At 67.3% G+C, this 24,141-nt stretch carries 23 protein-coding genes; 15 read left to right on the forward strand and 8 right to left on the reverse strand.

Annotation, left to right across the window (positions count from 1 at the left end; translation table 11 throughout):
* Positions 1-11: 11 nt before the first annotated feature.
* On the reverse strand, positions 12-860 hold the full coding sequence (locus ACSVDM_RS14620) for an oxygenase MpaB family protein (protein WP_439265467.1): 849 nt from the start codon (positions 858-860) through the stop codon (positions 12-14).
* 46 nt (positions 861-906) lie between these two features.
* Positions 907-2,070 (reverse strand): thiolase family protein, encoded by a 1,164-nt coding sequence (locus ACSVDM_RS14625; RefSeq protein WP_439265469.1) that lies wholly within the window; start codon positions 2,068-2,070, stop codon positions 907-909.
* A gap of 359 nt (positions 2,071-2,429) precedes the next feature.
* Between ACSVDM_RS14625 and ACSVDM_RS14630 the strand changes: the two genes are divergently transcribed.
* The 12 genes from ACSVDM_RS14630 to ACSVDM_RS14685 all read left to right on the forward strand — a co-directional run bounded on the left by ACSVDM_RS14630 (position 2,430) and on the right by ACSVDM_RS14685 (position 13,349).
* Positions 2,430-2,654, forward strand: a complete 225-nt coding sequence (locus ACSVDM_RS14630; RefSeq protein ID WP_181697373.1) for a hypothetical protein — start codon at positions 2,430-2,432, stop codon at positions 2,652-2,654.
* Complete coding sequence (locus ACSVDM_RS14635) at positions 2,654-2,839, forward strand: hypothetical protein (protein ID WP_439265471.1); 186 nt, start codon at positions 2,654-2,656, stop codon at positions 2,837-2,839. Before ACSVDM_RS14630 ends, ACSVDM_RS14635 begins: the two co-directional genes overlap by 1 nt.
* 79 nt (positions 2,840-2,918) lie before the next feature.
* Positions 2,919-3,728, forward strand: coding sequence for an MlaE family ABC transporter permease (locus ACSVDM_RS14640; protein ID WP_439265519.1), 810 nt, complete (start codon positions 2,919-2,921; stop codon positions 3,726-3,728).
* A gap of 1 nt (position 3,729) precedes the next feature.
* A complete protein-coding gene (locus tag ACSVDM_RS14645) occupies positions 3,730-4,593 on the forward strand; it encodes an ABC transporter permease (protein WP_439265473.1) in 864 nt (287 codons plus the stop codon).
* Positions 4,594-4,602: 9 nt separating this feature from the next.
* Complete coding sequence (locus ACSVDM_RS14650) at positions 4,603-6,027, forward strand: MCE family protein (RefSeq protein ID WP_439265475.1); 1,425 nt, start codon at positions 4,603-4,605, stop codon at positions 6,025-6,027.
* Positions 6,028-6,029: 2 nt separating this feature from the next.
* Positions 6,030-7,052, forward strand: a complete 1,023-nt coding sequence (locus tag ACSVDM_RS14655; RefSeq protein ID WP_439265477.1) for an MlaD family protein — start codon at positions 6,030-6,032, stop codon at positions 7,050-7,052.
* Complete coding sequence (locus tag ACSVDM_RS14660; protein WP_439265479.1) at positions 7,049-8,062, forward strand: MlaD family protein; 1,014 nt, start codon at positions 7,049-7,051, stop codon at positions 8,060-8,062. Before ACSVDM_RS14655 ends, ACSVDM_RS14660 begins: the two co-directional genes overlap by 4 nt.
* Positions 8,062-9,162 carry an MCE family protein gene (locus ACSVDM_RS14665; RefSeq protein ID WP_439265481.1) on the forward strand — a complete coding sequence of 367 codons (1,101 nt, stop codon included), beginning with the start codon at positions 8,062-8,064 and terminating at the stop codon, positions 9,160-9,162. Before ACSVDM_RS14660 ends, ACSVDM_RS14665 begins: the two co-directional genes overlap by 1 nt.
* Positions 9,159-10,271, forward strand: coding sequence for an MCE family protein (locus ACSVDM_RS14670; protein WP_439265483.1), 1,113 nt, complete (start codon positions 9,159-9,161; stop codon positions 10,269-10,271). Before ACSVDM_RS14665 ends, ACSVDM_RS14670 begins: the two co-directional genes overlap by 4 nt.
* Positions 10,268-11,452: an MCE family protein gene (locus ACSVDM_RS14675; protein ID WP_439265485.1), complete on the forward strand. Its 1,185-nt coding sequence runs from the start codon at positions 10,268-10,270 to the stop codon at positions 11,450-11,452. Before ACSVDM_RS14670 ends, ACSVDM_RS14675 begins: the two co-directional genes overlap by 4 nt.
* Before the next feature lie 12 nt (positions 11,453-11,464).
* A complete protein-coding gene (locus tag ACSVDM_RS14680) occupies positions 11,465-12,067 on the forward strand; it encodes a hypothetical protein (RefSeq protein WP_439265487.1) in 603 nt (200 codons plus the stop codon).
* 40 nt (positions 12,068-12,107) lie between these two features.
* On the forward strand, positions 12,108-13,349 hold the full coding sequence (locus ACSVDM_RS14685) for a TetR/AcrR family transcriptional regulator (protein WP_439265489.1): 1,242 nt from the start codon (positions 12,108-12,110) through the stop codon (positions 13,347-13,349).
* A 5-nt stretch (positions 13,350-13,354) separates the two neighbouring features.
* Here the strand turns inward: ACSVDM_RS14685 and ACSVDM_RS14690 are convergent, their stop codons facing one another.
* The 3 genes from ACSVDM_RS14690 to ACSVDM_RS14700 form a co-directional block, all read right to left on the reverse strand.
* Positions 13,355-14,728 (reverse strand): FAD-dependent oxidoreductase, encoded by a 1,374-nt coding sequence (locus ACSVDM_RS14690; protein WP_439265490.1) that lies wholly within the window; start codon positions 14,726-14,728, stop codon positions 13,355-13,357.
* A gap of 69 nt (positions 14,729-14,797) precedes the next feature.
* Positions 14,798-15,943 carry an acyl-CoA dehydrogenase family protein gene (locus ACSVDM_RS14695; protein ID WP_439265492.1) on the reverse strand — a complete coding sequence of 382 codons (1,146 nt, stop codon included), beginning with the start codon at positions 15,941-15,943 and terminating at the stop codon, positions 14,798-14,800.
* 29 nt (positions 15,944-15,972) lie between these two features.
* Positions 15,973-17,481 carry an aldehyde dehydrogenase family protein gene (locus ACSVDM_RS14700; protein WP_439265494.1) on the reverse strand — a complete coding sequence of 503 codons (1,509 nt, stop codon included), beginning with the start codon at positions 17,479-17,481 and terminating at the stop codon, positions 15,973-15,975.
* Positions 17,482-17,696: 215 nt separating this feature from the next.
* On the opposite strand from ACSVDM_RS14700, the gene ACSVDM_RS14705 reads away from it, so the two are divergent.
* From ACSVDM_RS14705 to fadD5, 3 genes are read left to right on the forward strand one after another with little or no spacing between them, the layout of a single operon-like run.
* Positions 17,697-18,683 (forward strand): NAD(P)H-dependent flavin oxidoreductase, encoded by a 987-nt coding sequence (locus tag ACSVDM_RS14705; protein ID WP_067488874.1) that lies wholly within the window; start codon positions 17,697-17,699, stop codon positions 18,681-18,683.
* Positions 18,680-19,486 carry an enoyl-CoA hydratase gene (locus tag ACSVDM_RS14710; RefSeq protein WP_439265496.1) on the forward strand — a complete coding sequence of 269 codons (807 nt, stop codon included), beginning with the start codon at positions 18,680-18,682 and terminating at the stop codon, positions 19,484-19,486. The genes ACSVDM_RS14705 and ACSVDM_RS14710 overlap by 4 nt, the downstream gene beginning before the upstream one ends.
* 24 nt (positions 19,487-19,510) lie before the next feature.
* Positions 19,511-21,085: a fatty-acid--CoA ligase FadD5 gene (fadD5, locus tag ACSVDM_RS14715; RefSeq protein WP_439265498.1), complete on the forward strand. Its 1,575-nt coding sequence runs from the start codon at positions 19,511-19,513 to the stop codon at positions 21,083-21,085.
* Here the strand turns inward: fadD5 and ACSVDM_RS14720 are convergent.
* From ACSVDM_RS14720 to ACSVDM_RS14730, 3 genes are all read right to left on the reverse strand, one after another.
* Positions 21,075-22,112, reverse strand: a complete 1,038-nt coding sequence (locus tag ACSVDM_RS14720) for an alpha/beta fold hydrolase (RefSeq protein WP_439265500.1) — start codon at positions 22,110-22,112, stop codon at positions 21,075-21,077. The genes fadD5 and ACSVDM_RS14720 overlap by 11 nt on opposite strands.
* A gap of 80 nt (positions 22,113-22,192) precedes the next feature.
* Positions 22,193-23,590 carry a lipase family protein gene (locus ACSVDM_RS14725; RefSeq protein ID WP_439265502.1) on the reverse strand — a complete coding sequence of 466 codons (1,398 nt, stop codon included), beginning with the start codon at positions 23,588-23,590 and terminating at the stop codon, positions 22,193-22,195.
* Positions 23,518-24,141: AurF N-oxygenase family protein (locus ACSVDM_RS14730; protein ID WP_439265503.1), on the reverse strand; the 624-nt coding region annotated here is incomplete at its 5' end. The genes ACSVDM_RS14730 and ACSVDM_RS14725, both read right to left, overlap by 73 nt.

Here is a 24,141-nt window from a genome sequence, read left to right on the forward strand (position 1 = left end):
CGGCAGGCCGCTCACACCAACGGCATACCGCGCGCCTGTCTGCGTCGCATGTCGTGCAGGTATGTCTCGAAGGGGTACAGCCGCCAGGACTCGGGCAGCACCGACAGCACGCGGCCGATCGCGCGCATGGTGATCTCGAACGCGCGCTGCTTGCGACCGTTCCACGGCAAGCCGAGTTCGTCGCGAAAGTATTGCGGAAGAAAGCCGGTGGTGAAGAATCTGTTCACCCTGCGGAGCAGGAGTCGCTCCCACGGACGATAGGGGCCCATGTCGACGACCTGGCTCACCAGGTATTCCCGTACCTCGTCGTCGAAGCAGAGACCGGGGAGCATGGACTCCCAATATTCGGCGAAAGCGGCACGATCCGGGGGCCACAGTTCCGGTGGCACCTGCAGCGTCGTCCCGAATCTCGCCGATTCCGAGTACAACTCGTCGGCCGACTCCTCGTCCAGCGCACCGAACAGGTAGGTCACCGAATCCAGGGTGCCACGGTAGAGGCAGGCCGCCACCCACAGTTGCAGCCGCGGATCGAAGGCGTTGTAGCGCACCGGGCTGTCGGGCCCGGAACGCACCTGCCGGTGCGCGGTGTTCACGGCCGCGCGGAAGGCGACCCGGTCTTCCTCCGTGCCGAGCATCGCGACGGCCAGGTACGTCAACGTGGTCCGTCCCCGTTTCCGTGGACGCAGATCGAAACGTCCGCTGGTCACGGTGCTTTCCACGACACCGCGACCGACCGGCGCCGAGCTCAGTTGCATGATCACATTCGCGGGGCCACCCAGAAACGCCGCCGGACCGGCCAGGTAACGCCGTCGGTCGCCCGACGGTTCCGATGGTCGTACCGCTGCGGTCCGACGGCGCATGACTACTCCAGGGTCTGGTTGATCGCGGAATCGAGGCGCGAACGCGTCAGAGTCGTTCGATGATGGTGGCGTTGGCCAGGCCACCGGCTTCGCACATGGTCTGCAACCCGTAGCGGCCGCCGGTCTGCTCGAGGTGGTTGACCATGGTGGCGAGCAGGCGGGTGCCCGAGGCACCGAGCGGGTGGCCGAGCGCGATGGCGCCACCGCGCGGGTTCACCCGCTCCGGGTCGGCGCCGAGTTCGTGCTGCCACACCAGCGGTACCGGTGCGAATGCCTCGTTCACTTCGAAGGTGTCGATGTCGTCGACGCTCAGCGACACCCGCCCGAGCGCCTTGCGGGTCGCCGGGACGACGGCGGTGAGCATCAGAGTCGGGTCGTCGCCTGCCACGGCGAACGAGTGGAAGCGGGCGCGAGGGGTGAGGCCGAGCTTCGACGCCATCGCCTCGCTCATGATGAGCGCCGCCGACGCCCCGTCGGTCAGCGGCGAGGAATTGCCCGCCGTCACCGACCAGTCGATCTCCGGAAAGCGTTGCACCATCGCCGGATCGGTGAAGGCCGGGCGAAGACCGGCCAAGCCGTCGACGGTGGTGCCGGAGCGGATGGTCTCGTCGGCGGTGAGTTCGCCCGCGGACACCAGTTCGGCATCGAACCCGCCCGCCTGTGCGGTCGCCGCCGCGAGACGGTGCGAACGGGCGGCGAATTCGTCGAGGGTCGCCCGGTCCAGTTTCCATCGCGCGGCGAGGATTTCGGCCGCGATACCCTGGCCGATCAGCCCGTCGGGGTAGCGCGCGGCCAGCGGACCGCGCAGCGAGTCCTTGCCCTGGGTGTTGGAGAACATCGGTGCCCGGCTCATCGACTCGACACCACAGGCGATGGCGACGTCGTAGGCGCCGGCGAGCACCCCTTGGGCCGCGAAATGCACGGCCTGCTGGCTGGATCCGCACTGCCGGTCGACCGTGGTGGCCGGCACGGATTCGGGGAACCCGGCGGCGAGGACCGCCGTGCGGGAGATGTTGTTGGCCTGCTCACCGCTCTGCGTCACGCAACCGCCGATCACATCGTCCACCAGGGCGGGGTCGATCCCGGTGCGGGCGACGAGCTCGGCCAGCACACCCGCGAGCAGGGTCGCCGGATGCACCGACGAGAGCCCACCGCCTTGTTTGCCTCGCCCCGAGGGGGTGCGAACAACATCGACGATCACTGCGGACATTGCGTTCCTCCTGCACAGCCACCCCAGCGGCGACATCACCGATAAGTTACTAGCCATTCTCGCCGACGACAACCAGGTGAGATCCAGGTCGACTGCCTATAGGCAATCAGCGATTCTTGCGCTATGTTACCCGTAATTCTCGCCACAGAGCGATGAATGCGTAGTAACTTAACCGGTGCGCTCGCCGTAGGTGAGCACCGTAATCCCAACGTTATCCGATGATCCAGGGGAAGATCCCGGATAGCCGATTCCTCCTCCCCACCGAACACCAAGCAACATCACTCGACCGTCAGCGACGTCGGCCATCCATCACTGCCGCCGCTGACCCACGGTCCTGCAGGAAGGAACAGCGGCACGCCATGTTGCGACGGCTGGACAGATTTCTCAGCTACGAGATGAAGGTGTCCGAATTTCTCGGAACCCTGATCATTCTCGCGATCCCCTACGGTCTCGTCGGGGTGATCTGGACCCTCACCCACACGAGCCACCTGCGCGATCTCCACGGCGCGGACCTGGTGATCTCGTTCCTCGGGTCGATCGTGTGCTGGCCGGTGCTCACCTTCGCGAATGTGACGATGACCTGATGATGGCGCTGGTCTGGGTCATCGATCTGGTGGTGACCATCGTCAAGATCCTCGGCGGACGTACCGATGTGAATCCGGTGCTCCGATTCGGTATGTGGATCGCGGTTCTGAGCGTGTTCGTGCTCGGCCTCGGGGTCGTCGCCGGACTGGTCGTCCTGCTCAACCACTGGCTCACCACGCTGTAGGCACCGAGCCCGACGAACGAGAAAGGATCGGTGCGGCGTGACGCCACAACCGGCCACCGAGCCGTCCGAAGTCGGACGGATCATCGAGAGCGCCAGCGGACTCTGGCGACGACACCCCCAGCAGTCGATCGAGACATTGGGCAGACAGGTCCTGCTCGGCAGGTCCGCGCTGATCCAGCTGTTCTGGTCCCTGGTGCAAAGACGATTTCCCTTCCAGGAGTTCGTCAAACAGTGCGCGTTCATGGCCAACGTCTCGGCTCTGCCGACGGTTTTCGTCGCCGTCCCCGTCGCGGTGGTCGTCTCGATCCAGGTGGGTGCGCTGGTCAACCAGGTCGGCGCGACCACCTTCATCGGCGCGGTGGCCGGGCTCGGCATCATCCGCCAGGGCGCACCGCTGGTCACCTCGCTGATGATCGCGGGCGCGGTCGGTTCGGCCATCTGCGCCGACCTCGGCTCGCGGACGATTCGCGAGGAGATCGACGCGATGAAGGTGATGGGTGTCGACCCGGTGCGCAGGCTGGTCGCACCGCGCCTGGTGGCCGCGGTGTTGGTGAGCATGCTGCTGTGCGGGTTCATCGTGTTCGTCGGCTTCGCCACCGCGTACCTGTTCAATGTGTATGCCCAGCACGGCACACCTGGGTCGTTCATCAGCTCGTTCGCCTCGTTCGCGGTGGCCAACGACCTGATGGTCGCGCTGTTCAAGGCGGCGATCTTCGGTGCGCTCACCGCGATCATCGCCTGCGACATCGGCCTGCACACCAAGGGCGGCCCCGGCGGTGTCGCGAACTCGGTGAACTCGGCAGTGGTCACTTCGGCGCTGATGCTGTTCGCCACCAACATCATCGTCACCCAGCTCTACAACGCCTTCTTCCCGGCAAAGGTGGCATGACATGGCCTCGGAATACACCCCACCGGCGATGCGTCCGGTGCAGGCGCTGACGGCTACGGCCAAGCTGCCGATCCAGGCCAATCAGCGGCTCGGCCATCAGGCCATCGTCTTCTTCCAGGCGCTGCTGGCGATCCCGTTCACGTTGCGCCACTACCGCAAGGAAGTCGCCCGCCTGGTCGCCGATGTCGGGTGGGGCAACGGATCGTTGATCGTCGGTGGCGGCACGGTCGGCGTGGTGATCGTGCTGTGCGCGTTCGGCGGCATCACCGTCGGCATGGAGTCGTACTCGGCGCTGAATCTGCTCACCATGGGCCCGCTCACCGGCGCCATCTCCGGCTTCGCGACCACCAGGGAGATCGCACCGATCCTCGGCACCCTCGCCTTCGCCATCCAGTCCGGCTGCCGGTTCACCGCTCAGCTCGGTTCGATGCGGATCTCCGAGGAGATCGACGCGCTCGAATCCATCGCCATCCGGCCGTTGCCGTACCTGGTGACCACCCGGATGCTCGCGGCGACCATCACCATCATTCCGCTCTACACCGTGGGTCTCGCGGTGGCCTATGTGGCGACCAAGCTGTCGGTGCTGTTCCTCGGCGGAACGACCGCGGGCACCTACGACCACTACTTCTATCAGTTCCTGCTCGGCCCCGACGTGTTCTTCTCGCTGCTCAAAGTGGTGGTCTTCGTACTGATCGCCGCGTTCATCCAGTGCTACTACGGCTTCGTCGCCACCGGCGGGCCCGAAGGTGTCGGGGTGGCGGCCGGGCGCGCGATCAAGATGGTGATCGTCGTCATGGTCTTCACGAATCTGTTTCTCACGCTTGCGATCTGGGGCATCGACCCCGGATTCCGGATCTCGGGATAGGTCGATCGGATGATTCTCGATCTCAGCGGCCGCGGCCCCAAACCCCTGCAACTCACCGTGGCGGGCCTGGCGGTGATCACCGCGTTCGCGGTCGCGCTGTATCTGCTCGCGTTGCGCTACAACGGCGAGTTCGAGGAAACGGTGACCGTCGGTGCCGACTTCACGAGCACCGGGGACGGCTTACCGCAACGCGCGGACGTGAAGTTCCGCGGCATGGTCGTCGGCGTCGTCGGTTCGGTGGAGATGGTCGCCGCAGGTGAACGCCAGCGCGCCACACTGGAACTGAAACCCGGTATGGCCGAGACGATTCCGGAGACTGTGACCGCCCGCGTGGTTCCCGACAACATCTTCGGCGTCTCCTCGGTCCAGCTGGTCGACAACGGCAGTGCCACCTCGGGGCTGCGTGCCGGCGCGGTCATCGCCGAGGACACCAGCGAGGCGACCATCCAGCTGCAGACCACGCTCAACACCCTGCGCAACGTGCTCACCACCATCCAGCCGGAGAAGCTCGGCCGGGTGCTGGCCACACTGTCGGCGGCGCTCGACCCCGCCAGCCGTGTGCCCGGCTCTACGATCGAGCGGCTCGATCAGTGGCTCACCACCGTGCACGCGATTCCCGAGATCGGTGACCTGCTAGGTAATCTCGGTCGCGCGTCGACGGCACTGAGCCAGTCGGCACCGGAGCTGGTCGGGGTCCTCGCCGATTCGGTGAATTCCGCGCGCACACTCAACGAGCATCGCGCCGATCTGATCGAACTGCTCATGCAGGGCAACAGCACGGTGGATTCGGTGAACGTACTGTTCGGCGCGAATCCGAACGCGGGGAAGGAGCTGGTCGCGGGGCTGGACGACCTGCTCGGCGGCATCGCCCGAGATCCCGGCGCACTGCAGACGACAGCGGCCAATCTCAATGCGTCCCTGCGCAAGTTGCAGAGTGTGTTCAACTTCGGCCCGCGCAGACAGATGACATGGCGGATGGACGTGTCGTTCACGCCCTTCCAGCAATACACCGCCGCCGACTGTCCGCGCTACGGCGAGATGACCGGTCCCCGCTGCGGCGGGCCCACCGTGCCCGAAGTCGCGCCGCCGCAGGAGTATCCGCCCGGCATGTTGCCCAACCGGCTCGAGGCGGCCGGGCCCGCACCGGTGGTGGTGCCCGCGGTGCCGCAGCTTCCCGCACTCCCCAACATCACCCTTCCGGCGATCCCCGGTTTGCCCCCGATTCCGGGCCTGCCAGGCATTCCCGGTATCACGGCGCCGGCTGCCGCGCTCGAACCCGCACCCGGCGCGACCCCGGCCTCACAGCCACGGCTCACCGGTATCGATGCGATATCAGCCCTGGTCGGCGGCCATCCGACGTTCAGCCAGCTGCTGTTGCTCGGTTCGATCCTCGGCGACACACCCATCGTTCCCGACACAGAAGACGGTGTCTGACAGTGAAATCCACCAAGGCACTCATCGGGTTCAGCCTCTTCGCTGTCCTGGCGACCGTGCTCACCTACACGATCTGGTCGACTCTGCAACGCAGCGTGCCCGGAAATACGAGCAGCTATTCGGCGGTGTTCACCGATGTGCTCGGGCTACGTGTGGGCGACGACGTCCGGATGGCCGGTGTGCGGGTAGGACGAGTCGACAAAATCGACTTCGCCGACAACTACACCGCGCGGGTCGATTTTCGGATCGAGGAACGCCAGCGCCTGACGGACACGACCAAGGCGCTCGTGCGGTATCAGAATCTGATCGGTCAGCGGTACCTCGCGCTGGCAGCGGGCGACGACGGGGGCAACTTCATCGGCCCCGGCTCGGAGATCCCGCTGGAGCGGACCGAGCCTTCGTTCGACGTGTCGGCGTTGCTGTCGGGTTTCGAGCCGCTGTTCAGCGTGTTGCAACCCGACCAGATCAACTCGCTGTCGGAAACACTCATCCAGGCGCTGCAGGGCAACGAGGTGTCGCTGTCGGCGCTCATCACCCAGGCCGCACAGCTGGCCGCCACCTTCGGGGAACGCGACCAGATCCTCGGCGATGTGCTGAGCAATCTCAGTTCTGTGATGGCGGGACTGGCCAATCGCAGCGGCGAACTGGAAACCCTGATCACCCAGACCCGCAGCCTGATGGACGGGCTTTATGCCGAAGGAGAATCGTTGAAGAGCTCGGTCGAACGGGTGGCCGGTGCGACGAACTCGCTGGTCACGATTATCGAACAGGTCAAGCCGGGCATGGCGCAGGCGCAGAGTAACGCGACGACCGGTGTCGCGATGCTGCTCGCGAACGGCGCTGCCCTGGATCGCGGTGCGGTGCAACTTCCCGACTTCCTCAACGGCGTGGCACGTTTCACCCAGTACGGCACCTACGGCAATGCCTACATTTGCCGCTTGGACATATCGCTGTGGGGAGTGCTGCTCCCGGAAGGCCTGTTCTCACAGGTCGGCGGCAACGCGCAGTCGGGGGTGTGCCGATGATCCGGCCCCGCATCCCAGAGTTCTTGCGGCGCAACCGCAATCTGCGCCTCGGCCTGCTCGCGGGTGCCTCGGTACTCGTCCTGCTCGGCGGTTCGAATCTGCTCAACCAGATCCAGTTGGGCAAAAAGACGATTCACGCCGAATTCGCGCAGGCGGCCGGGTTGCGTCCCGGCGCGACTGTCGACATCTCGGGCATCGAGGTGGGCGAGGTGCAATCGGTGAAGCTGGTGAACGACAAGGTGGATGTGGCGTTGCGCATCCGCGGCGACATCCGCCTCGGAGCCGACGCGCACGCCACAGTCGAGATGTCGACCATCCTGGGTAGGCTGCACATCGACCTGCGCCCCGGGGACGGAAAAGGGCTGCCGGACAACCGGATCAAGCTCGAGAACACCACGGTGCCCTACAACCTGAGCAAGGTCATCCAGGATCCCCGGTACAAGTCGTCGTTCGAGCGGATCGAGCGCATCGACCCGGAAAAGCTGCGCACCGCGCTCGACGTGTTCAACACTCAATTGGGCGACTCGCCCGCCGCGGCGGTGCAGGCTCTCGACAGCATCGGCGCACTGGCACAGGTCATCAACAGCAGGCGCGACGAGGTCGACACCCTGCTGAAGAGCCTGGATCAGGTATCGCAGCTGGTGTCGGACAACCGCAACAGCGTGCTCGTGCTGCTCACCCGGGGCGAGGCGATCGGCGCGGCCGTGCAGAAACGCCAGACGTTGCTCACCCAGTTGCTCGACAACGTCGCGCAGATGTCGCGGCTGCTACAGGAGATGGGTATCGAGAACAACGGCGAACTCGCACCGCTGATCGCCAACCTCAACACCATGGCGGACGGCCTGACCAAGAACAAGGAGAACCTGGGTCGGCTCTACGAGATCGCGCCGGTGACGTTGCGGCAGTTCAACAACCTGCTCGGCAACGGTCCCTACGGCGAGATCTGGGCACCGTGGTTCTTCCCGGACAACTGGCTGTGCATGGTGCAGGCCGTACAGGGGTGCAACTGATGACAACGACACGAACGAGCAAACTGGCCGCGATCTGCCTGGCCCTCGTCCTCGCCTCGGGCTGTTCCCTGTTGCCCGACAGCGTGTCCGGGTTCGGTGAACGGGTGCTCGGTGAGCACAAACGCATCAGCGCCGATTTCGAGAACGCGGCCGGGCTGTATGCGGGCAACGAGGTCGCGGTGCTGGGGGTGCCGGTCGGCGTCGTCGACTCGGTGACACCGCGAGGCAGTTACGTCGAGGTGGTGATGAAGGTCGATCGCGACGTGCGCATCCCCGCCGACGCGATGGCGGCCCTGATCTCACCGCAGCTCATCACCAACCGGCACGTCGAGTTGGCGCCGGCCTACACAGGATCGGGCCCCGAACTCGCCGACGGCGCGCACCTTCCGCTCGCCAAGACCAGGACCCCGGTCGAGTTGGACCGCATCCTGGCCAACTTCGACCAGCTCGGCGAAGCACTGAAGGGCGACAGCCAGAGCGGGCCGATGGCGAGCCGGGTGCTGTTCCCACTGCTCGACGGCAACGGCGACCGGCTGCGCACCACGCTCGACGAACTGTCGGCAGCGTTCGAGGTGACCTTCGCCAACAAGGACCAGATCGCCAACGCCGTGGTCCGGCTCGGCGAAATTACCCAGATCATCGCCGACAACGACCAGACCGTACGCGATTTCAGCGGCCGCATCACCGAACTGATCGCGTTGTTCTCCCAGCAGTCGCCCGGCCTGCAGGCAGTACTGAAACAACTCGACGACTTCATCACCAATACGTCGTCGGTAGTCGGTCAGAACGAGGATCAGCTCGCGGGCGCGCTCACCAAGTTCGTCGACATCGCCGCCCAGATGCGCGCCAACGCTCGCAATCTCACCGAGATCATCGACGTCGGCCCGCTGATGTTCCAGAACTTCGACAACGCCGTCAGCCGGGAACGTCAAGCGCTTCGCCTACACGGCCTGTTCGACAAGGTCTTGCTCGACAACGAGGTGCTCTCTACGTTCTGCGAGCGCGTCCAGATGCGCGCGGACGGGTGCCGCACCGGCAAGATCGCCGACATGGGACCGGATTTCGGCTTGACCGCCGCACTGTTGGGACTCACGAAATGACCCTGCGCAGCACCGTCGCCGTCGCCCTGTGCGCGGCCGCCGTCGCAGCGTCGAGCAGTGGCTGTTCGATGACCGTCGCCCAGCTGCCGATGCCCGAACCCGGCATCGGCGGTCCCGGGTACACCGTACACGCCACCTTCCGCGACGCGCTCAATCTGCCCGATCGTGCCCACGTGAAGATCGGTGGCACCGATATCGGTGTGGTGACCGGCATTTCGACAACGTCGTTCCTCGCCGATGTGGAAATGCTCATTCGCGAAGACATCCAGCTGCCACAGGGCACCACCGTGGAGTTGCGGCAGGCGACGCCACTGGGCGACATCTTCGTCGCCATGACCCTGCCAAGCGAAGCGAACGCCGGTCCACCGCTGCGGGAGGGCGCGACCATCGGCACCGAGCACACCGGTTCGGCCGCCTCCGTCGAGCAATTGATGATGTCGGTCTCGATGCTCATCAACGGTGGCGGCATCAACCAGGCCGCCGAGATCACCTCCGAACTGAACTCGATCTTCGCGGGCAAAGCGCCGCAGCTGCAGCACCTGATCGGCGAGATGACCTCGGTCATCACCGCGCTGAACGAACGCACCGGCGATCTCGACGCCACGCTCGGCGGCTTGCAGGTGCTCACGGGCGAACTGGCCAGGCGCAAAGCCGAACTCGGTGCGGCGGCCGACAGTTTCCCACAGCTGATCGGGTTGTTCGCGGAGAACAATCAGGCGATCGTCGATCTCATCAATCGGGTCGCGGTCACCATGGACGCCCTCGGTGACTTCAGTGCCACCAACGGGCCACAGTTCGTGAGCCTGTTCCAGAGCATCCAGAATCTGATGAACGGGTTCGTGGGAATGGGCGATGACCTCAGCGGCTCACTCGAGGGCTTCAACCAGATCTATCCCTCGGTGATGGACAGCATGCGCGGGCCGAATCTGTCGGTCGCGGCCATCCTGTCCTATCTCGATATCGGCGCGGTCACCGATCCATCCGGCAGTCGCTGGCCCGACGGCACCGATGTGCCTGCCTTCATCGGCAGCCTCGCCGAGGTGATCGCCAAGGTCACCGGGCGACTCACCAGCACACCGCAGCAACCGCAGCAGGAGGGCCCTCGATGAACTCACCGTTGTGGCAGTGGCTTGTGCGTCGCCGCGTCGCTGTCGCCAACGCCGGTCTGGTCGTCGTCCTGCTACTCGGCGCCCTCTACCTGGGCGGTGCCGTCCTGCGGATCGATCCGACCGACTCGCCGTACGAGGTGACTGTCGAACTGGCGACCTCGGGCGGGCTCACGGCAGGCAGTGATGTGACGTTCCGTGGTGTCCGGGTCGGGCGGGTCCAGCACGTGCGCGTCTCTGATGACGGCATCGCCGCCGTGGCGCGGATCGAAGAGGGGACCCGAATCCCGAGGGGTGGCCGGGTCGCGGTCGCCCGCTTGTCCGCGGCCGGTGAGCAGTATCTGGATTTCCGGCCGGAAACCGAGACCGCCCCGTATCTGGAGGACGGTGCCGTGATCGCCCGCGCCGACACGGCGGTGCCCGTGCAGGTGCAGTCGGTGCTGGCCAATATGACCGGCCTGGTGAGCGGGCTGAATCCGGAGCGCCTCAATGTCATCGTCGACGAGCTCGACAAAGCCCTCGCCGGCGGACCCGACGGGTTGCGCAATATGATCTCCGGGCTCAGCCGCGCCATGGCCGGGCTCACCGATCTGCTCCCCCAGACCGAACACCTCTTGCGCAATCTCGAGGTCATCGCCTCGACCACCGCGCATGCCCAACCCGACCTCGGCATCATCACGCAAGCGGGCAGCGCGCTGTTCCAGCAGTTCACCGCCGCCGACGCGGAGTTGCGGCACCTGCTCGAGGAGGGGCCGGGGCAGCTGGCCACGCTCGGTGGGTTCGTCTCGCGTACCCAGGACCCGATCACCGACCTGGTGACGAACTTCGTCGCGATCACCCGGGCGGCCAAACTCCGCCAGCCCGCCATCGAGCTGCTGTTCCCCTCGCTGAGCCGCTTCACCGAGGCAGTCGGCATCCCGGCGCACGACAACGCCTTCTTCACCCTTGTCGATCCCTGGCCGCGTCCGACCTGCGACTACGACACAGTCCCGATCGTGCCGACCACACCGACCACCGACACCCGGGTGCGGCTCTACAACTACTGCGTCACCGACAATCCCGCGCTGCAGGTGCGCGGCTCGGCCAACGCGCCACGACCCGCCGGCCCAGACAACGGTGCGGGCCCGCCGCCCGGGATTACCGGCGACGAACTGTCCCAGCACGCAGTGCCCGCACCCCGATAAGGAGATGACCCCATGAGCACAGACGAAAAAGACACCGGTGCAATTGAATCCGGCACCCCGACCGTGACGACCGCAGCACCGGAACCGGCCGTTGCCGAGCGGTGGACCGCCGAGCGCAAGACTCTCGTAATCCGGGCCGCCGCGGCACTCGCCGTCGGCGCCTCGGTGGCGAGTTCGGTGATCCTGTTCCTCGAGAACAAGGAGAGCAAGGACCTGCTCGCCGCCCAGCAGGGCGCCCGCGAAGCCGCCTGCCGCTACGCCCCGGTCCTGGCCGACTACGACAGCAAGAGCCTCGACGGCTATTTCCAGGCCGTCCTCGACGGCGCGACCGGCGACTGGAAGAAGCAGTTCGAAGCGACGAGCACCGAGCTGCGCGAAGCCCTCACCCAGGGCCAGGTCACCTCGAAGGCCACCGACACCCAGTGCGCGCTACGCACCGGCGACGAGGACTCCGCCGAGGCCATCGTGGTGATAGGCACGACCATCTCGAGCCTGGGCACCGAGCACAAGGCCAAGCCCGGCCAGCTGTCGATGGTGATGAGCCTGCACAACGACGGTGGCCGCTGGCTGGTCGAGAAGGTGAACTCCCCGCTGACGGCGATGCCCGCCCAGTGACCCGATCGGCCGAGCCGACCCGGCACGCCCAGGCGATAGCATGACAGGTGAGATGACGAGCAAGCAGATCGATGAACCCGCCGCCCCGCCTCGGCAGATCCGGCGCAGGCCCAAGAACCGGCGTGCGCAGATCGCGGCCGAATCCGCCGCCGCGTTCGGCGCGCACGGATACCACGGCGTCAGCATGGACGACATCGCCCGCAGGCTCGACATCAGTTCCGCTGCCCTCTACCGCCACTTTCCGAGCAAGTACGCGCTGTTCCGCGAAGAACTGTTCCGGTTGGCTGGACTGGCACTGGCTGCGGTCGAATTGCCCGCCGAGGCACACGGGTGGTCACCGCGTGAGCGGCTCGATCACGTCCTCGACGCGATCATTGCCGCTACTGTCACCAACCGGCCGACAGTGGCACTGGCCCGTTGGGAACGCCGTTATCTCGAACAGGCCGACTACGCGGAGTTCACCGGACAATTCATCACCGCGATCTCCGTTGTGCGCGACCTGATCCGTGACGTGCGGCCCGAACTCGACGGCCACGACCGCGCGGTGCGCGCGGTGTCGATCTTCGCGATGATCAGCAGCATCGGCGACCACCACGCCAACTTGTCGGCGAAAACGCTTGCGCAGCTGCTGAAGTCGACAGGCTGGGCGCTTGTCGATGCCGATCTCCGTGGGGCGGCCGGCACCACATCACCCCGGCGAGATACCGAGCTGCCACGATCGTTCAAGCACGAACTGCTGCTACGCAAGGCGGTCGAGCTGTTCCACGAGCGCGGCTACCCCAATGTCAGCATGGAAGACATCGCCGCAGCCGCCGATCTGTCGGCCGCGTCCGCGGTATATCGGTACTACCGCAGCAAGAGTGATCTGCTCGTCGCCGCGTTCCGGCGCGCCGCCGACCGGATGTCGGGAGCCATCCCGCCGGCGATCGCTGCCGCCGCGACTCCTGCGGACGCGCTCGGCACGCTCATCGATCTCTATGTCGCGGGCTCTTTCGACGAACGAGCGCTGACCTTCGTGTACTACGCCGAGTTCAGCCACATCGACCAGCCCGATCAGGTGACGCTGCGCCATCTACAACAGCTCATCATCACCGAATGGGCGAAGCTGGTCGCCGAGGCCAGGCCCGAGCTGTCGATCGGTGAGGCCAGAATCCTGGTCCATGCCGCATTCAGCTTGGTTGTCGACCTCGGACGTGCCTTCGGTGACGACGGGATCTGCCCGCAGGACCTCGTTGTCCGGCTGCTACAAACAGTGACCCTCGGTCGGCCGCTCCCCCGCTGAGTCGTTCAGTCGCCGCGCGCCACCGCACGGGTGGCCGCGCGGGCGGCGACGAGCACCGGATCCCACACCGGCGAGAACGGCGGCGCGTAGCCGAGGTCGAGGGCCGTCATCTGCTCCACCGTCATCCGGGCGGTGAGCGCGACCGCGGCGATGTCGACGCGCTTGGCCGCGCCCTCACGCCCGACGATCTGCACGCCCAGCAGCCTGCCGGAGCGACGTTCGGCGAGCATCTTCACCGTCATCGGTTCGGCGCCGGGGAAATAGCCCGCGCGCCCGGTGGATTCGATGGTGACGGCGTGGAATTGCAGGCCCGCCCGCTCGGCGTCCTGCTCGAGCAGCCCGGTGCGGGCGACCTCGAGATCGCAGACCTTGCTGACGGCGGTGCCGACGACGCCGGGGAAGGTGGCGTATCCGCCGCCGATGCCGGTGCCGATGACCTGACCGTGTTTGTTGGCGTGGGTACCGAGTGCGATGTGGCGCATTGTGCCCGAGACCCGGTCGAGTACCTCCACGCAGTCACCGCCCGCCCAGATGTTGTCGTGGCCGCGGACGCGTTGCGCGAGATCGGTGAGCAGGCCACCGGATTCGCCGAGCGGCAGTCCCGCGCGCCGGGCGAGGTCGGTGGCGGGACGCACGCCGAGACCGAGGACCACCACGTCGGCGGGGTATTCGGTGTCGGCGGTGGTCACCGCGCACACGTGCCCGTCGGCGTCGGTGCGCATGCCGGTCGCCTCGGTGTCGGTGACCAAGCGGATTCCCATGCCTTCCATGGCTTCTCGCACCAGCGCACCCATATCGGGATCGAGGGTCGACATGGGTTCGGGGCCCCGGGTCACCATGGTGACCCGGAACCCGCGCCGGATGAGCGCCTCGGCCATCTCGACCCCGATGTAGCCCGCCCCCACGACGACGGCATCGCGTCCCGACGACGAAACCAGCGCCTCGATGAGGTCCTCACCGTCGTCGAGGGTCTGCACGCCGAACACACCGTCGGCGTCGATGCCGGGCAGCGGCGGGCGGATCGGGGTGGCACCGGTGGCGAGCACCAGCTTGTCGTAGCCGGTCCAGGTCTCGGTGCCGGTGTCGAGGTCACGCGAGAGTACTTGCCGCCCAGGGACATCGAGCTCGATCACCTCGGTGCGCATGCGCAGATCGATCGCGCGGGCACGATGTTCCTCGGGTGAACGGGCGATCAGATCGTCGGCCTCGGCGACGTCACCGCTGACCCAGTACGGAATGCCGCACGCGGAATACGAGGCGTGTCTGCCCTTCTCGAACACCACGATCTCGAGTTCGCCGGCGCCGCGCAGCCTGCGCGCCTGCGAGGCCGCCGACATGCCTGTCGCGTCGGCGCCGATGACAACCATGCGTTCGGCCATGCCGACCACGGTAGCGCGTGGGTTCTCGCCGCCACCCCCCAACGGTCGCGGCGGCGAGAACCCCGCGGGTCACAAGCCCAGCGTGCGCCCGATGATGTCGCGCTGGATCTCGCTGGTGCCGCCGAAGATGGTCGACACCAGGGCGCCGCGCACATGCTTTTCCATGTCGAACTCGCGCGCGTACCCGTAGCCGCCCATCATCTGCATGCCCTCGAGCGCCACTCGCTTGGCGGTCTCGGTGGCCTTGAGCTTGGCCATCGAGGCCTCACGCGCCAGCATCTTGTCCGGATTCGCGTCGGCCTCGCGGGCCACGCTGTAGATCAGCAGCTTGGTGCACTCGATCTCGGTGGCCAGATCGGCCAGCCGGTGCCGCAGCGCCTGGAAGGTGCCGACCGGCCTGCCGAACTGTTTGCGCTGGGTGACGAACTCCAGGGTGTCGGCGAAGGCACGCTCGGCGGCACCGAGACTCATCGCGGCCAGGATCAGCCGCTCGAAGTTCAGGCCGGTCATGAGCTGACGCCAGCCGTTGCCCTCCTCGCCGACCACCGCGTCCTCGGGGAGCACGCAGTCGGTGAAGTACAGGTCGTTGGTTTCCTTCTGGTTGCCCATCAGCTCGATCGGGGTGATCTGCAGCCCCGGCGTGTCCGCGGGCACGTGGAACATGGTGAGCCCCTCGTGCTTTCCGCCCTCCTTGGAGGTGCGGGCCACCAGCAGGATGTTCTCGGAGATGTGCGCGTTGGAACACCAGGTCTTCTGGCCGTTGATCAGCCAGCCGTCGGCGGTCTTGACCGCCTTGGTCGACAGGTTGCCCACATCCGAGCCCGCCTCTGGTTCCGACATCGAGATCGACTGCGACGCACCGCGAACGATGCCGCGCAGCACGTTCTCCTTCTGTGCGTCGGTGCCGAACTTGGCGTAGGCGCCGCCGGTGATCAGGGTCGGCCCGATCGCGCCGATCGGCAGCATGCCCCGGTGGGTCTCCTCGAGCAGGATGCACATGTCGACCATCGAGGCCGCCGACCCGCCGTACTCCTCGGGCACCGTCAGCCCCAGCCAGCCGAGCTCGGCCATCTTCGCGTAGACCGCCGGGTTGTGCTGTTCTCTGTCGTGATCGGTGAGCTCGTCACGCTGCGCCCTTGTCCCTGCCTCGCGCTTGGCGAACGCGGCGACCGCCGCGGCGAAATCCTTCTGTTCCGAGGTGAATTCGACGCCCATACTGTTCCTCTGCTTCCTGATTGCTGGGTCTACTTGGCGCGGCCGAAGCGGCGCACCGTGAGCTTCTTGACCATCGCGATGGTCGATTCGGTTCTGGCGAAGGACTGCAGCGCCATGCCCGGAATCGCGAAGCGCTGCCGCGCGATCGAATGCGGGCGGGTGAAACCGAGCAGCCCGGCCGCACCGTGGATCCGGCCGACCCCCGACTCCCCCACGCCGCCGAACGGCAGCGCGGGAATGGCGGCGTAGGCGGCGGGGCTGTTCACCGAGGTGGCGCCCGCACGCAGTTCGCGCGCGATGGCCATGCCGCGTTTGCGGGAGAACACCGATGAGGCGAGCCCGTAGCGGGAGTCGTTGGCCAGGCGGATCGCCTCGGCGACATCCTGGACCTTGCGCACCGTCAGGGTCGGGCCGAAGGTCTCCTCGCGCACCGCGAGGGAGTTCTCCGGGACGTCGACGAGCACGATCGGGCGGACGAACGGCGCCTCGATCGAATCGGCGCCACCGACCAGGGCGGTCGCGCCGTCGGCGAGGGCGGCGTCGACGTGCTCGGCGACCACATCGACCTGGGCGGGCAACGTCATCGGCCCGTAGGCGGAGTCGCCGTCGGAGCCCGGTACGAGCTCGCGCACCCGCTCGGTCAGTTCGGTCAGGAACTCGTCGTACACCGAGGCGACCACGTAGCAGCGTTCGGTGCCCACGCAGGTCTGCCCGGAATTGGCCATCGCCGACCACACGATCGCGTCGGCGGCCGCTGCCACGTCGGCGTCCTCGGCGACGATGGCCGCGTCCTTGCCACCGCATTCGAGCACGACCGGGGTGAGCCGTTCGGCGGCCGCCGCCATGATCCGCTTGCCGGTGGCGGTCGAGCCGGTGAAGGCGATCATGTCGACACCGGACTCCACCAGCGCACGGCCGGTCTCCCCCGGCCCGGTCACCACACTCAGGATTCCCTCGGGCAGGCCGGGATTGGCCTCGGCGAAGGCGTTCACGTACCAGTGCCCGATGCCGGTGGTGAGCTCGCTCGGCTTGAACACGACGGTGTTGCCGGCGGCCAGGGCGTAGGCGATGGAACCGTTCGGGGTGTACACGGGGTAGTTCCACGGGCCGATCACACCGACCACGCCGTGTGGGCGCTGCTCGATCACCGCCTCGTGGTTGGCCATCATCAGTCCCGGCCAGACCTTCTTGGGCTTCAGGACGCGCTGCGCGTTCTCGGCGGCCCAGTTGAGGTGTTCGACCGCGGTGATGACCTCGAGGTAGGCGTCGTCGAGCGGCTTGCCGTTCTCCGCGTGGATCAGCGCGCAGAACTCGTCGGCGCGCAGTACCAGCTGGGACGCCCAGCGTTGTAACGCCCGCTTCCGCTCGGTGAACCCGAGTTCGCGCCATGACTGTGCGGCCACGCGAGCTTGCGCGACGACGGCCGCGACCCGCGCGGCGTCGTCGACCGGCCAGCTGCCGACGGGCGCGCCGGTGGCCGGGTTCGCGGTGGCGATCATTGTCGCAGAAATCGGTGTTGCGGTGGGGGTTTCGGTCATTGTCGACCTTCCTTCAGGTCACTCGTTCGCGGTGTGGCGGTGCGCGGTTCCACTGGGCGGGCAACTCGCCGCACGAGGTGTTGACAGGCCGCGTCGGCCGCCATTAAGTTAATCACAATTCTCGCTAAGTTAATCATGATTCTGTCCGGTTGCCCAGAGCCGTCCTGGTTCTGCCCGCGACCGGCGGGAACGTCTGAATCCGGAGGGAGAGCGCGATGCTGCGCACCCGATTCACCGAGGCATTCGGTGTCGAGCACCCGATCGTGCAGGGCGGGATGATGTGGGTCGGCCGCGCCGAACTCGCCGCCGCCGTGTCCGAAGCGGGTGGTCTCGGCATCATCACCGGCCTCACCCAACCCACGCCGCAGGCACTGCGTGAGGAGATCGCCCGCACCCGCGATCTCACCGACAAGCCGTTCGGGGTGAACCTGACGATCCTGCCGTCCATCACGCCGCCGCCCTACGAGGAGTACCGGCAGGCGATCATCGACGGCGGGGTGAAGATCGTCGAGATCGCCGGCGGAAATCCGGCCACCCACCTGCCGTTCCTCAAGGACGCGGGCATCAAGGTGCTGCACAAGTGCACCAGCGTCAAGCACGCCCTCAAGGCGCAGCAGGTCGGTGTCGACGGTGTGAGCATCGACGGCTTCGAATGCGCCGGGCACCCCGGCGAGAACGACACCCCCGGCCTGGTCCTCATCCCGGCCGCGGCGCGTGAGCTCGAGATCCCGATGATCGCCTCCGGCGGGATCGCCGACGCGCGCGGCCTGGTCGCGGCCATGGCGCTCGGCGCCGACGGGGTGAACATGGGCACGAGGTTCCTGTGCACCGTGGAGTCACCGATCGCGCACGCCGTGAAGGAGAAGATCGTGGCCAACACCGAGCTCGACACGAAGCTGATCTTCCGCACCATGCACAACACCGCCCGGGTGGCCGACAACGCCGTCAGCCGCCAGGTGGTCGAGATCGAGCGTGGTGGCGGCACTTTCGCCGATGTGCGTGACCTGGTCGCCGGTGCCCGCGGGCGCAAGGTCTACGAGGAGGGCGACCTCGACGCGGGCATCTGGAGCGTCGGCCAGTGCCAGGGCCTCATCCACGACATCCCCACCTGCGCCGACCTGATCGACCGCATGGTGCGCGAAGCCGAGCAACTGATCGCGGACCGCCTGGCCGGCTCGATCGTCGAGGCGGTGGCCCGATGAGCGCGAGCGTTCTCAGCACCGAGGAACACGGCGTCCTGCGGATCACGATCGACCGCCAGGCGCGGATGAACGCCATCGACCTGGCGACCATGACCGAGCTGTGCGACCTGGTCACCGCGGCCGCGACGACGCCGTCGGTGCGGGTCATCGTGCTGACGGGCGCGGGGGCGGCCTTCTGCACCGGTGCCGATCTTGCCGCGGCCAGCGCGGCGGGCGGCAACGAGGCGTCCCCGGAGGTGGTGATGGATCGGGCCAACGACCTGATCCGGGCCATCGTCGATTCGCCGCTGCCGGTGATCGCGCAGGTCAACGGCCCCGCCGCCGGTGTCGGCACATCCATCGCCTTGGCCGCAGACCTCATCTACGCCGCCGAGAACGCCTACCTGCTGCTGCCGTTCACCTCCATCGGGCTGATGCCCGACGGCGGCGCGACGGCCGTGGTCGCGGCGTCCATGGGCCGCGCCCGCGCCGCCGAATTGGCCCTGCTCGGCGCCCGGTTGCCCGCGACCGAGGCCGCCACAGCGGGCCTCATCACCCGCGCGATTCCGTCGGAAGAGCTCGGCGCACACGTCGAAACCGTGGCCGCCAAGCTCGCGGCGGGACCGCGCCGGGCGCTGCAACTGACCAAGGCCGCGCTCAACGCGGCCACCCTCGCCGGGCTTGATGCCGCCCTGGCCAGGGAAAAGACCGGCCAGTCCGAACTGCTCACCTCCGCCGATTTCCTCGAGGGAATGACCGCGATGCTCACCCGCCGGGCGCCACGATTCGACGGCGCCGTCCACCCCATCACCGATCCGGCCTGAGTCCGGCGTTCCGCAGGAGACGAGATGTCAACCGCTACCGAACCGATGCGCTCGCGACGCAATCACTGGATGAACCAGATCGCGATCCACGCCACCACCATTCCCGATTCGCCCGCGCTGCGGTTCCTCGGTAAGACGACCACCTGGGGCGAACTGCACAACCGGGTGCAACGCCTGGCCGACGCGCTCGCGCGCCGAGGGGTCGGCGAGGGCGACCGGGTGATGATCCTGATGCTCAACAACACCGAATACATCGAATCGGTGTTCGCGATCAACACCCTCGGCGCCATCGCGGTGCCGGTGAACTTCCGGCTCACCCCGCCCGAGATCGTCTACCAGGTCACCGACAGCGGTGCGCGCGCGATCATCACCGACACGGTGCTCGCCCCGCTGGTCGGCGCCGTCGCCGCGCAGACCGACGCGCTGGCCACCCGGATCGTGGTCGGCGGCACCACCGGTGACGGCGTCCTTGGCTACGACGACCTGCTGGCCGAGCAGGGCGAACCGCACGAGCCGCTCGATGTCCCCGAAGACAGTGCCGCGCTGATCATGTACACCTCGGGCACCACCGGTAATCCCAAGGGCGCGGTGCTCACCCACCTGAACATGAACTCCCAGGCCCTCACCTGTATCCGGGCCATGCAGTACCGCGCCGACGACATCGCCTTCTGCGCCTCACCGCTGTTCCACATCGCCGGATTGGGCAGTGTCGCCGCGTGTTTCGTGCTCGGCGCGCTCACCGTGATCCACCCGCTCAAGGCCTTCGACGCCACCGAGGTGCTCGACGCCTGGGAGCGCGAACGGGCCACCTCGGTGTTCCTCGTGCCCGCCCAGTGGCAGATCGTGTGCGCCGATCCCACCGTGGCGCAGCGGGATCTGCGTTTGCGCGTGATCAGCTGGGGCGCCGCCCCCGCCTCCGACACCGTGCTGCGCGCGATGGCCGAGACCTTCCCGAACGCATTGAATGTGGCGGTGTTCGGGCAGACGGAGATGTCACCGATCACCTGCGTGCTCGACGGCGAGGACGCGATCCGCAAACTCGGTTCGGTCGGCAAGCCGATCCCGACCATCGCCACCCGCATCGTCGACGACGAGATGAACGATGTCGGCCCCGGCGAGGTGGGCGAAATCGTCTATCGCGGACCGACCTTGATGCGCGAGTACTGGAACAACCCGCGTGCCACCGCCGACGCGTTCGCCGGCGGCTGGTTCCACTCGGGCGATCTGGTGCGCCGCGACGAGGAAGGCTTCGTCTACGTCGTCGACCGCAAGAAGGACATGATCATCTCCGGCGGCGAGAACATCTACTGCGCCGAGGTGGAGAACGTGCTGTTCGCCCATCCCCGCATCCGGGAGGCGGCGGTGATCGGCCGGGCCGACGACAAGTGGGGCGAGGTGCCCGTCGCGATCGTGGTCACCGAGGACGGCGCCGACATCACCCTCACCGACCTCGCCGAGCACCTCGACACCCACCTGGCGCGCTACAAGCACCCCAAGGCCCTGGTGGTGCTCGAGGAGCTGCCGCGCAATGCGGGCGGCAAGGTGGTCAAGCACGCACTGCGCACCGCACACGGTTCGGCGCAGGTGGTCAGCGGCTGAGGAACTCGTCGATCGCCGGCCAGGTGATCTGCGCGGCGGTCGCACTGGCGAGCAATCCCAGGTGACCGCCGCGCACCTCGACGAATTCCACCTCGGCGTTCGGCAGCACGTCCAGACCGCGGCGCACCGAGGAGGCCGGCACCACCGCGTCGCCGCGGCTGCCGAGCAGCAGCACGGGGCAGGTGACCTTGGCCAGTTCGATCACCAGATCCGAGCGCAGCCGGATGTAGCCTTCGGCGAGTTCGTTGCGCAGCACCAGGCTGCGGTGGATCTGCCAGTAGGAACGTCCGGGGTAACCGGGCATCGATGCCATGAACCGCTCGGTCGCCTCGAGCCGGGCCAGCGCCTCGGTGTCGAGCGCGTTGCGGATCAGGTAGGCGGGCTTGGTGATCTCGCGGTCCAGTGCCTGCAACCGGAAGCCGAGACGCACGAATTCCTGCGGGATACCACCCATGATCCGGGTGGCCAGGGCCATCTCCTTGCCGCCGGTGATCTTGGCGGCCAGGCGCATCGGCGCCAGCAGCGGGGTGCGGCGCTGGTCGATGGGGGCCGCGAGCGCGGTGATGGAGGCGATCGGCAGGCCGGCGTTGGCGGCGGCGGTGAGCAGCGAGAAGACTCCGCCCAGCGACCAGCCGATGAGGTCGACCGGCCGGTCGTGTTCGGCGGCGACCCGTGCGACGGCCTCGGGCAGGATGTCGTCGATCCAGTCCTCGAGGCCGAGATTCCGGTCGGCGTAACCGAATTGGCCGTAATCGATCACGTACGGCTGTCGCCCCTGCTCGATCAGGTGGCGGACCAGGCTCTGACCGGGACGCAGATCGAAGCACGCCGGAGTCACCGCCAGCGGCGGCACCAGCAGCACCGGATTTCCCCCGGCGTGGCCGGTGGCCTCGTATCGCTTCAGATGGCGGTGCGGTCGCTCGTACACCGTCGTCGACGGGGTGGGCTCGCCGGATTCGAGCCCACCGCCGAACGAGACGGCCCACACATTCCGTACCGCGCGCGGTACATCGGTCACAATCCCCACCGATAACCCCTTATCTCACCGGCTGCCGTCGGCAGTCCCTACGGGCGAGTATCTTACCAGTGAGTAAGTTGAGGGTTCGGTCAGGCGGCGCGCTGGTCCCGCTTCGCCGGGTTCGCGAGCTCGCGACCGGTCACCGACTTGGTGATCGGGCGCGCGAACAGGACTCGCACCACAGCCCTGGCCAGCTCGGCGAGACCGTGGCGACCCGCGGGCAGACCGAGGACACTGAGCACGGTCCTGGTCTGCGAGGGTGTCACCGGAAGACCGGCGAAGCGGTCGGCCAGCCAGTTCAGGCTCAGCGGGGCCGAGCCGGCCAGCAGGCTCAGGTGCTCGCTGAGCCGGTCGCGCAGGTAGGTCACGTGCGCGCCGTTGGCTCGGTAGCGCCGCACGAGCGCGTCGATGTCGTCGACCGCGATGATCTGGTCGTGCACCGCTTGGGTCACCAGCAGCGGTGCCGCCGGGGCCCGGTCGCCGAGAGTGAGGTCGGCGAACATCTCGAGCATCGCCTCGAGGGCCAGCAGTTCGGTCATCGGCGCACCGGAGTGCCGGTCGACGCTGTACCTGGCCAGCCGCAGCACCGCACCCACCGTGGTCGACTCCGCCGCCTTGTCGAGCACCGCGCGGCCCTCGGCGGAGAAATGGGTGTCGACCAGTTCGGCGAACGCCGGATACACCCGGCGCAGCGCCGCGACCACCAGGGTCGGCAAGCCCGCGTGCAGGCCGCCGTTGAGCCGGTGGAAGGTGGAGACGAGGTCACCGACCGGTGAGCCGAGTACCGCGCCGGCGATATCGAGTTCGGGCGCGTAGGTCGGCGCCATCTCGGCGGCCCACGCCGAGGCGAGGCCGCCTCCCGAGTAGCCCCACAAGCCCACCTGGGCGTCGGGCGCGAGGCCGCCCGGTTCGAAGGCGAGTGCCGCGCGAATGCCGTCGAGGGCGCGGTAGCCCGGTTCGCGTGGCGCACCCCAGGCGCCGAGCATGCCCTCGTGATCGGGCACCGATACCGCCCAGCCCCTGGACAACGCGTCGGCGAAGAGCAGCAGTTCGATGTGGGCACAGGTGCCGATCGCCCGGGAGCCGCGGCGCAGCGAGTAGGACGGGAAAGCGCGCGGCGCGATGGCGTCGATCGCACACTGGAACGAGACGAGTGGCGCACCCTCGGCGACACCGTCGGCCGGGGCGATCACCGTGGTGACGGCGGCCTCGGGTACGCCGTTGAGATCGTTGCTGCGATACAGCAGCTGCCAGGCCCGGGCCCGCAGGGGAATCAGCCCGAACGCCGCCAATTCCACCGGGCGCCAGCGCAACAGCGTGCCCGGCGCCGTCCTCTCGAATCCGTCGCGTGGCACATAGAACGGATCGGCGTCGGGCAGCAGCACCTCGGTGGGAGCCGCCCAGCTCTCCGGGATCACGCAGTGACCCGGCGGGCCGGTTCGCTGCGGTAGCGCGAGACGGGGCCGTCGATGCCCAGCGCCCGCCACACCAGCTTGGCGACGGGGTTCATCAGGCCGATGTCGGTGGCCAGCGCGCGCACGTCGGTGAACACGTCACGCTTGGTGTGCCGGGATTCGGGGCTACCCCAGTACGCCTCGCGCATCACCTCGCGCGGAACGTGGAACTTGTCCACGAATTCCTTCGGCGGGGTGGCGATCATCGACAGCATCACCCGCATCACGACGGGGAACAGCACCGACAGCAGCGACCGGGTGGCCGGGTGCATCGCCGGCACGTTCTTGCGCAGGTACTCGTGCGCGAAGGAGATGTGGCGGGCTTCCTCCGCGACATGGATCTGCATCACCCGGTGCACCATCGGATGCAGATCGAAACCGCCGCGCAGCAACGACTTCTGCAGGTGATCGATCGGCTCCTCACCACCGAGCACCAGGGTGAAGAACAACTCGGGGAAATACTTCACCGCCGGCCAGATGACCATCGTCAGCTTGCGGTCGATCGGACCCATGCCGATCACATCGCGGTAGCCGATGCGGTTGATCATCTCCTGGAACATCATCGTGTGGTTGCACTCTTCGGC

The sequence above is a fragment of the Nocardia sp. JW2 genome (genome assembly GCF_051843015.1).
Classification (GTDB): domain Bacteria; phylum Actinomycetota; class Actinomycetes; order Mycobacteriales; family Mycobacteriaceae; genus Nocardia; species Nocardia coubleae.